At 71.4% G+C, this 9662-nt stretch carries 7 protein-coding genes; 4 read left to right on the forward strand and 3 right to left on the reverse strand.

The window, feature by feature from the left end; genetic code table 11:
- Positions 1–145: 145 nt before the first annotated feature.
- From ACGFYN_RS36280 to ACGFYN_RS36295, 4 genes are all read left to right on the forward strand, one after another.
- The gene (locus ACGFYN_RS36280; RefSeq protein ID WP_393870205.1) at positions 146–1726 is read left to right on the forward strand and encodes an AAA family ATPase; all 1581 of its coding nucleotides are present in this window, start codon (positions 146–148) and stop codon (positions 1724–1726) included.
- Between the two features lie 66 nt (positions 1727–1792).
- On the forward strand, positions 1793–2176 hold the full coding sequence (locus tag ACGFYN_RS36285) for a MerR family transcriptional regulator (RefSeq protein ID WP_393870206.1): 384 nt from the start codon (positions 1793–1795) through the stop codon (positions 2174–2176).
- Positions 2173–2487: a thioredoxin gene (trxA, locus tag ACGFYN_RS36290; protein WP_393870207.1), complete on the forward strand. Its 315-nt coding sequence runs from the start codon at positions 2173–2175 to the stop codon at positions 2485–2487. Before ACGFYN_RS36285 ends, trxA begins: the two co-directional genes overlap by 4 nt.
- A gap of 166 nt (positions 2488–2653) precedes the next feature.
- Positions 2654–4876 carry a HelD family protein gene (locus ACGFYN_RS36295; RefSeq protein WP_393870208.1) on the forward strand — a complete coding sequence of 741 codons (2223 nt, stop codon included), beginning with the start codon at positions 2654–2656 and terminating at the stop codon, positions 4874–4876.
- Positions 4877–4991: 115 nt separating this feature from the next.
- On the opposite strand, the gene glgB is transcribed toward ACGFYN_RS36295, so the two are convergent.
- The 3 genes from glgB to ACGFYN_RS36310 all read right to left on the reverse strand — a co-directional run.
- Positions 4992–7829, reverse strand: a complete 2838-nt coding sequence (gene glgB / locus ACGFYN_RS36300) for a 1,4-alpha-glucan branching enzyme (protein WP_393870209.1) — start codon at positions 7827–7829, stop codon at positions 4992–4994.
- A 23-nt stretch (positions 7830–7852) separates the two neighbouring features.
- Positions 7853–9247, reverse strand: coding sequence for a phosphotransferase (locus ACGFYN_RS36305; RefSeq protein ID WP_393870210.1), 1395 nt, complete (start codon positions 9245–9247; stop codon positions 7853–7855).
- 94 nt (positions 9248–9341) lie between these two features.
- Positions 9342–9662 (reverse strand): alpha-glucosidase C-terminal domain-containing protein (locus ACGFYN_RS36310; protein ID WP_393870211.1); only part of this gene is annotated, 321 nt, incomplete at its 5' end.

Below are 9662 nucleotides of genomic sequence, written 5' to 3' on the forward strand. Positions count from 1 at the left end.
GACCCCGCGGTCGCCCGTGGGCCGTTCAGGCCCACGGCACCCTCACTCCTTTTGCCGCTCTTGCCCCAAATGCTTTGACCGCCGCACCCGTTGGGGCCCAGGCTGGACAGGCTCGGGGGCCGACGGCCGAACGCAGGAGGCGTACATGGGGGAACCCGACGAGGTGCAGCTCCTCAGCTCGGACGAGTACCGGCGCAGGTACGGCGCGGAGCGCGAGCCCTCGCCGCTGCCGCTGGAGCGGGTCAGTGAGCTCTTCCACGAGTTCCTCATCGCCGTCGCCCGGCCCGGGCGCGCAGAGGAGGACGGCCGCCGCGACCTCGCGAAGCGGCTGCGCGAGCACCTCGGCTCGGCGCCGACGGACCGCCCGGTGGTCAAGGCGGCGTACGCGCCGTACGACCTGCCCAACGTCCATCTCGCCCTGGAGCGCTGGTTCGCCGCGGACGGCCGTTCCTTCGAGCTGATCGGCATGCGCGGCGCCCAGCACCACGGCGAGCTCACCCTCGGCGACATCATCGAGGCCGCCGACCGCTACGACCGCTTCGTGATCGGCGCCGTCGACTACGCCCATCTGCCCGTCTCGCCCGACGAGGAACTGGCCTGCGTCTCCTGCGGGTTCTACCTCGGCGCCGCGGGCGGCGAACGCTTCGCGATCCTGCTGCGCGGCCCGCAGGACGAGTACGGACGCAACAAGGTCGAGCTCGAAGTCCTGGCCGGCGACAAGGAGTTCGCCGACCGCCTGCTCGCCGAGGTCGACGCCCTCGTCCGCGAGCACAGCATCTTCCGCGGCCAGGTGCTCTCCTTCGAGGGCTCCCAGTTCGGCCACGGCCTCGGCCCGTTCCGCTTCCACCGCCGCCCCGGTCTGGCCCGCGCGGACATCGTGCTGCCCGCCGGGCTCCTGGAGCGCGTCGAACGGCAGGTCGTGGGCGTGGCACGCCGCCGCGAGCAGCTGCGCGCCGCGGGCCAGCACCTGCGCCGGGGACTGCTCCTCTACGGTCCTCCCGGCACCGGCAAGACCCACACGATCCGCTATCTCCTCTCCCACCTCCCGCAGTTCACGGTGGTGATCGTGTCCGGCGAGAGCATCGACGCGATCGGCCCCGCCTGCGCCCTGGCCCGGATGCTCCAGCCCGCGCTCGTCGTGCTCGAGGACTGCGACCTGATCGCCGAGGCCCGCGACCACGGCGCCGGCGAACAGCCCCTGCTCTTCCAGGTGCTGAACGAGATGGACGGCCTCGGCGACGACGCCGACGTCGCCTTCCTGCTCACCACCAACCGCGCCGACCTGCTGGAGCCGGCCCTCGTCCAGCGCCCCGGCCGCGTCGACCTCGCCGTGGAGATCCCGCTGCCGGACGCGGACGGCCGCGCCGCCCTGCTCGCCCTCTACGGCGCGGGGCTCGGCCTCGGCCAGGACGTCGCCGAGGAGGTCGTGGCCCGCACGGAGGGCACGACCGCCTCCTTCACCAAGGAGCTGGTCCGCCGGGCCGTGCTGATCGCGGCGGAGCGCGAGTCGCCGCGCACCGAGGCGACGGACGTCCGCGAGGCCCTCGACGAGCTCCTCTCGGACCGCGACCGGCTGACCCGGCGGCTGCTCGGGGTGCGGACGGGCGAGGAGACCGAGGACGACGACTGGCCCGAGGAGGGCGACGAGGACGACACGGAGGTGTACGGGGGCCCGCCCTCGGGGGAGTGGCTGCTGGGCCCGCGCCCCGGCCCGTCGCCGTACTGACGAACAGGCCGTACCGGCGAAGAAGCCGTTGCCCTGACGTCGGCGTCAAGGATTACGGTCGAGGACATGCGAATCGGCGAGCTGGCCGCACGGGCCGGGACCACGACGCGGACGCTCAGGTACTACGAGTCGCGCGGGCTGCTGCCCGCGCGGCGCGGCACGAACGGGTACCGCACCTACGACGAGAGCGACCTGAAGCTGCTGCGGCAGATCAGGACGCTCCAGGACTTCGGGTTCGACCTGGAGGAGACGCGGCCGTTCGTGGAATGCCTGCGAGCCGGTCACCCGAAAGGCGACGCCTGCCCGGCGTCGCTCGCGGTCTACCGCCGCAAGCTGAACGAGCTCGACGCGCTGATCGGCGAGCTCACGGCCGTGCGGGCGACGATCGCCGTGCGGCTGGCCTCGGCCGACGAGCCACCGTTGTGCGAAATGGGAGGGCAGGAACTGTGATCGACGTGACGGACGAGGATTTCACGGCGGAGGTGCTCCGCTCCGATCTGCCGGTGCTGGTGGAGTTCACGGCGGACTGGTGCCCGCCGTGCCGGCAGATGGGGCCGGTCCTGCGTGCCCTCGCCACCGAGGAGGCCGATCGGCTCAAGGTGGTGCAGTTGAACGTGGACAGCAATCCGACGACCACGAATGCCTACAAGGTGCTGTCGATGCCGACGTTCATGGTCTTCCGCGCCGGTGAGCCCGTGCGGTCGATGGTGGGAGCCCGGCCCAAGAGGCGGCTGCTGGAGGAGCTGGCGGACGTCCTCTGACCTGTTCCGGCATAAAGAAATCCCCCGAGCAATTGCGCTCGGGGGATTTCTTTGCGTATATTCAATGATTCGCGACTTCAGGGGATCGGGTCGCGAAGAAGTTCACTGAACGCAGTATATCCGGGCGGGAGCGGAATTGTCAAACACCGATTATCCAGACGATGAAATGCAAGGCGAGCAGGAATTCATCGACGGGTTGTACGCACGCGTGGACGCCCTGCGCGGTGACACCGAAGCGGGCGTCACGGACGCGCTCGGGCAGGGCAACACGCCCATGCAGGCCCGGCTGGAGCGGGACATCCTCGTCGCCGAGCGCTCGGGTCTGCTCGCGGCGCTGAACGCGGTGGACGGCTCCCTCTGCTTCGGCCGGATCGACCTCACCTCGGCGCAGACCCACCACATCGGCCGCATCGGACTGCGTACGGACGACGCCGAGCGCACCCCGATCCTGATCGACTGGCGTGCGAACGTCGCCCGCCCCTTCTACCTGGCAACCGGCCACACCCCGATGGGCCTGCGCAGGCGCCGGCACATCACCACCGAGGGCCGCACGGTCACCGCCCTGCACGACGAGATCCTCGACCTCGGGGACCGGGAGCGGACCGGGCACGAGGACCCGAGCGGGGACGCCGTACTGCTCGCCGCGCTCGACGCCGCGCGCACCGGCCGTATGCACGACATCGTGCAGACCATCCAGGCCGAGCAGGACGAGATCATCCGGGCGCCGCACCGCGGTGTGCTGGTGGTCGAGGGCGGCCCGGGCACGGGCAAGACGGCGGTCGCGCTGCACCGGGCCGCGTATCTGCTGTACGAGCACCGGGAGTTGCTCGCCAAGCGTGCCGTCCTCATCGTCGGGCCCAACCCCGCCTTCCTCGGCTACATCGGCGAGGTGCTGCCCTCACTCGGTGAGACGGGCGTGCTGCTCGCGACCGTCGGGGAGCTGTTCCCCGGTGTGAAGGCGACCGCGAGCGACACCCGCGCGGCGGCCGCGGTGAAGGGCCGCGCCGGCATGGCGGAGGTGCTCGCCGAGGCCGTGGCCGACTGGCAGGCGTTGCCCGACCCGGTCATCGCGATCGAGCACGACCGCGAGATCCTGATGCTCGACGACGGCCTGGTGAAGGTCGCCCGCGAGCGCACCCGGGCCGCGCGGCTGCCGCACAACGCGGCCCGCGAGCACTTCGAGGGCCACATCCTCAACACCCTCACCGAGCTCTACGCCGAGCGCGTCGGCACCGACCCGTACGACGGCGGCAGCCTGCTCGACCCGGCCGACATCACCCAGATCCGCGACGAGATCGCCGAGAACCCCGAAGTGTGGGCGGCCATCGACCAGTTGTGGCCGCGGCTGACCCCGCAGCGCCTGGTCGCGGACTTCCTCGCCGACCCGGTGGGCTACCTCCCCGACGAGGACGCGGCCGCCGTGCGGCGCCCGGTGACCCGGGAGTGGACGGTGTCGGACGTGCCGCTGCTGGACGAGGCCGCCGAACTGCTCGGTGAGGACGACCGGTTGCGGCGGGCGCTGGCGGATCGGGAGCGCGAGACGCAGATCGCCTACGCGCAGGGCGTGCTGGACGTCTCGTTCGCCTCGCGCACCTACGAGTTCGAGGACAAGGACGAGGAGGACTCCGAGGTCCTGTCCGCGCACGACATCATCGACGCCGAGCGGTTCGCCGAGCGGCAGGAGGAGGACGACCACCGCAGCGCCGCCGAGCGCGCGGCGGCCGACCGGACCTGGGCGTTCGGGCACATCATCGTCGACGAGGCGCAGGAGCTGTCGCCGATGGCGTGGCGGCTGCTGATGCGGCGCAGCCCGACCCGCTCGATGACCCTGGTCGGGGACCCGGCGCAGACCGCGGAGGCGGCGGGCGTCGGCTCCTGGGCGGAGGTCCTCGCCCCGTACGTGGAGGACCGCTTCGAGCACACCCGGCTCGGCGTCAACTACCGCACCCCGGCCGAGATCATGGAGGTCGCGGCGGCGGTGGTGCGGGCCGAGCAGCCGGACTTCGCGCCCCCGAGCTCGGTGCGGTCCACCGGCGTCCGGCCCTGGGCGCGCGCCACCGACGATCTGGCCGGCGCGGTGGCCAAGGCGGTGGAGGAGCTGACGCCCGAGGAAGGGCGGCTGGCGGTCATCGCGCCGCGGCATCTGCACCGGCGGCTGGCCGCACGGCTGGACGGGGTGACGGCGGGGGCGGAGCCCGACCTGACGCGCACCGTCGTACTCCTGGACCCGCGGCAGTCGAAGGGGCTGGAGTTCGACTCGGTGCTGGTGGTGGAGCCGGGGCTGTACGGCACGAGCGATCTCTACGTGGCGCTCACCCGGGCCACGCAGCGGCTCGGGGTGGTGCACAGCCGTGCGCTGCCGCGGTCCTTGGCGGAGGCGTTCGGCTGACCGGTGCTTGTTGCCTGCCCAGGGGGCTCCGCCCCTGGACCCCCGATCGGCCTGAACGGCCTCGTCCTCGAACGCCGGCCGGGCTGAAAGGTGCCCGGCCGGCGTTCGCGGGAGGCTAGGCCGGCCGCAGCCAGACCGTCGCGAGCGGCGGCAGGGTCAGGGTGATGCTGGCCGGGCGGCCGTGCCAGCCCTGGGGCTCCGGCTTGACGATGTCGGGGTTGGTGACGTCCCCGCCGCCGTACCGGGCGAGGTCGGTGTTGAGGGTCTCGTGCCAGGCCTGGACGTCGTCGGGGACGCCGAGGCGGTAGTCGCTGCGGACGACGGGGGAGAGGTTGGAGACCGACAGCAGGGGGGCCCCGTCGGCGTCGAGCCTGAGGAACGCGAAGACGTTGTCCTCGGCGGCGTCGCCGACGATCCACTGGAAGCCGGCCGGGTCGATGTCCCGCTGCCACAGCGCGGGGGTGTGCCGGTAGACGGTGTTGAGGTCGCGCACCATGTCGCGCACCCCGCGGTGGTCGGCCTCGGCGCCGTAGGCCGGGTCGAGCAGCCACCAGTCCGGGCCGTGGGCCTCCGACCACTCCGCACCCTGGGCGAACTCCTGCCCCATGAAGAGGAGTTGCTTGCCCGGATGAGCCCACATGAAGGCCAGATAGGCACGGAGGTTGGCCCGCTGCTGCCACCAGTCGCCGGGCATCTTCGACACCAGTGACCGTTTGCCGTGCACCACCTCGTCGTGCGAGATGGGCAGGACGTAGTTCTCGCTGTACGCGTACACCATCGAGAACGTCATCTCGTTGTGGTGGTACTTGCGGTGCACCGGCTCGTGGCTCATGTAGTCGAGCGAGTCGTGCATCCAGCCCATGTTCCACTTCAGGCCGAAACCGAGCCCCCCGAAGCCGCCCGGTCCCCGGTGGTGGGTGGCCCGGGTGACGCCGTCCCAGGCCGTGGACTCCTCGGCGATCGTGACCACACCCGGCACCTGCCGGTACACCGTCGCGTTCATCTCCTGCAGGAACGCCACCGCGTCCAGGTTCTCCCGGCCGCCGTGCTCGTTCGGCACCCACTGACCCGGTTCGCGCGAGTAGTCGAGGTAGAGCATGGAGGCGACCGCGTCGACGCGCAGACCGTCGATGTGGAACTCGCGGCACCAGTAAATGGCGTTCGCCACCAGGAAGTTGCGCACCTCGCGACGGCCGTAGTCGAACTCCAGCGTCCCCCAGTCGGGGTGCGCGGACCGCAGCGGGTCCTCGTGCTCGTACAGGGGGCGGCCGTCGAACTCGGCCAGCGCCCAGTCGTCGCGCGGGAAGTGCGCGGGCACCCAGTCCATCAGGACACCGATGCCCGCCTGGTGCAGCGCGTCGACCAGGTACTTGAAGTCGTCGGGGGTGCCGAGCCGGGCAGTCGGGGCGTAGAAGCCGGTGACCTGGTAGCCCCAGGAACCGCCGAAGGGGTGCTCGGCGACGGGCATCAGCTCGACATGGGTGAAGCCGAGGTCCTTCACGTACGACGGCAGCTGATCCGCCAGTTGACGATACGTCAGTCCCGGGCGCCAGGAGGGCAGATGGACCTCGTAGACCGAGAACGGCGCCTCGTGGGCGGGCCGTTGGCCACGCTGCTCGATCCAGGGCGCGTCCTGCCACTCATGGTGGGAGGCGGTGACGACGGACGACGTGTTCGGCGGGGCCTCCGTGCGGCGGGCCAGCGGGTCCGCGCGCAGGGTCTTCGAGCCGTCGGGGCGGGTGATCTCGAACTTGTACAGCTCGCCCTCGCCGATCTCGGGCACGAACAGCTCCCAGACACCGGAGGAGCCGAGCGAGCGCATCGGATAGCCGGTGCCGTCCCAGAAGTTGAAGGTGCCGGCCACGTGCACGCCGCGCGCGTTCGGCGCCCACACCGAGAAGCGGGTGCCGGTCACGCCCTGGTGCGTCATCGGGTGCGCGCCGAGCACCTTCCACAGTTCCTCGTGCCGGCCCTCGCCGATCAGGTGCAGGTCGAGCTCGCCCAGGGTCGGCAGGAAGCGGTAGGCGTCCTCCGCCTCCCGGTCCGAGCCCTCGTACGTCATGAGGAGCCGGTATTCCTGCGGGACCTCGGCCGGCTGCAGCAGGCCGGAGAAGAACCCGTCCCCGTCGTCGTGCAGCTCCGCCCGCTCGTCCCCGGCGAGGACGGTCACGGACAGTGCGTACGGCCTGAACGCCCGGAACGCGACTCCGCCGGGCACCTTGTGGGCGCCCAGCACCGTGTGCGGATCGTGATGGGTCCCGGCGAGCAGCCGCTCACGGTCACCGGCCTCCAGGGCGGGGGAGACCGGCGCGGGGGCCTCCGGCGGTTCGGCCGGGGTCGGAACGGTGACCTTCCCGGCGGCGACCGTGGTCTTCCTGACCGTGGTCCTCCTGGGCGAGACCTTCTCGGCCGGTGCCCCGGCCGGCGCCTTCGCCGTGGAGCTCTTCTTCGCCGCGGCCTTCGTCATGGTGGCCTTGTTCGCGGCCGCCTTCTTCGCCGGGGCCGTCCCGGCGGTGGACGTCTTCGCAGCGATCTTCTTGGCGGCCGCTTTCTTCGCGGTGCTCTTCGTCGGGGTGCTCCTGGTCGGAGTGCTCTTCTTCGCCGCGGCCTTCTTCGCGGCGGCCTTCCCGACGGCGGTCGTCGTCGCAGCGACCTTCTTCGCGGCCACCTTCTTCGCGGCCACCTTCTTCGCGGCCACCTTCTTCGCGGCCACCTTCTTCGCGGCCACCTTCTCCGCCGTCTTCTTCGCCGTGGCCGGCTTCGTCGCGCTCGCCTTCTGTGCGCTCGCCTTCTTGGTCGTCTCCTTCTCGGCCGTCGCCTTCTTCGTGGCCGCCTTCTTGGCGACCTTCTTCGCGGCTGCCTTCTTGACCGGCTTATCGGGTTCGGTCGCCTTCTCCGCGGCCTTCGCGGCCTTCTTCGGGTCAGGACCGCTGGGCGTGGGGCGGGGGGTCACGGGCGGCGCCTCCTCGGCAAGGTTCAGGTCAGGTCTGTCATGGCGTAACGCTCGATCGCCGCCATCGGTACGGAAAGCCAGTCGGGACGGTGACGGGCCTCGTAGAGGACCTCGTAGATCGCCTTGTCCGTCTCGAAGGCACGGAGCAGCACCGGGTCGGTGCGCGGGTCGCCGCCGCTGACCTCCGCATACCCGGAGCAGTACGCGGCCCGGCACGCGTCGGCCCAGTCCGGCGCCGGCGCGGGCGCGGAGTGGGACGCGTAGTCGAAGGAGCGCAGCATCCCCGCGATGTCCCGCACCGTGGGCTGCGGCATCCGCCGCTCGGCCAGCGGTTTGGACGGCTCGCCCTCGAAGTCGATCAGGCACCACTCGCCGGCCGGCGAGCGCAGGCACTGGCCGAGGTGCAGATCGCCGTGGATGCGCTGCGCGGTCCAGGTCCGGCCCTCCGCGGCCAGATCGGCCAGCGCCGTGAACTCCGAGTGCAGAGCGGGCGCGTACGGCCGCAGCGAGGGCACCGCCTGCGCGGCCGCCTCCAGGCGCTCGATCATGCCGTCGGCCAGCAGCCGCATCTGCGTGTGGCCCAGGGTCACCGTCGGCAGCGCGTGGGCCAGCGCGGTGTGCACCTCGGCGGTGGCGCGGCCGAGCGCCCGCGCCTCGGCGGCGAAGTCCTCGCCCTTGGCCAGCTCACGCAGCGCCAGCTCCCAGCCGTCCGACGCACCCTGCAGGAAGGGCTGCAGGACGCCGAGCACGTACGGCTCCTGTTCCTCCGGCAGCTCAGCCCGCAGCCACGCCGTCGGCGCGGGCACCCGGGAACAGCCCTCGCGGGCGAGCGCCAGCGGCAGTTCCAGGTCGGGGTTGACCCCGGGCACGACCCGGCGCAGCACTTTGAGGATGAACGTATCTCCGTAGATGACCGACGAGTTGGACTGCTCGGCGGTCACCACGCGCGGGACCAGCCCGGTGCGGATCTCGCGTCCGGGCTCCCGCTCGAAACGGAGCCCGCCGATCCGGGCCTGGGAGCGCAGCGCCTCCAGGAGCAGTTCGGCGGGCCGGGGGTCGTAGAGGGCCTCGTAGACCGTGCGTCCGGCCAGCGGGCCCTGCTCGACATGTCCGATCAGCGCGGGCGCCAGCCGGGGCGGCAGCGCCTCGCGCACGCCTATCAGCAGCTGGTAGCAGTCACCCGGGTGGGCCTCGGCGCCGACCGTGAGCGGCTGGTGGGCGCGCACCAGCAGGTGGTACAGGCCCAGCCTGCTGTCGAACGGCAGCAGCTCCGTGGCCGCGACCAGCGAGAATCCGGTGACCGGACGTCCTTTGCCCGCGAACCAGCGCTGCCGTGGCAGCCACTCCCTGAGCAGTGGATCCAGGGACGCGAGCAGGCCAGGGCTCGTCATGCTGGAAAGTGTGACAGTCTCCGCCATAGTGTCACATTCCTTTCCCCGGTTGGGCGGGGTGCTACTGATGCGTGCCCCGGGTGGGGCAGGAGAAACGCCCCACCCCGGGATCTCCGAGGCGCTACATCTGGTCCTTCCGGAGCCGGAACCAGTAGAAGCCGTGCCCGCCGAGCGTCAGCAAGTACGGCAGCTCACCGATGGCCGGAAAGCGCACCCCGCCGAACAGCTCGACCGGGTGCCGCCCGTTGAACGCCCGCAGGTCCAGCTCGGTGGGCTGGGCGAAGCGGGAGAAGTTGTTCACGCAGAGCACCAGATCGTCCTCGTACTCCCGCAGGAACGCGATCACCGCCGGGTTGGAGGAGGGGAGTTCGGTGTAGGTGCCGAGGCCGAAGGCGGGGTTCTGCTTGCGGATCTCGATCATGCGGCGGGTCCAGTGCAGCAG

The sequence above is a fragment of the Streptomyces sp. NPDC048419 genome (assembly GCF_043200415.1).
Taxonomy (GTDB): Bacteria; Actinomycetota; Actinomycetes; order Streptomycetales; family Streptomycetaceae; genus Streptomyces.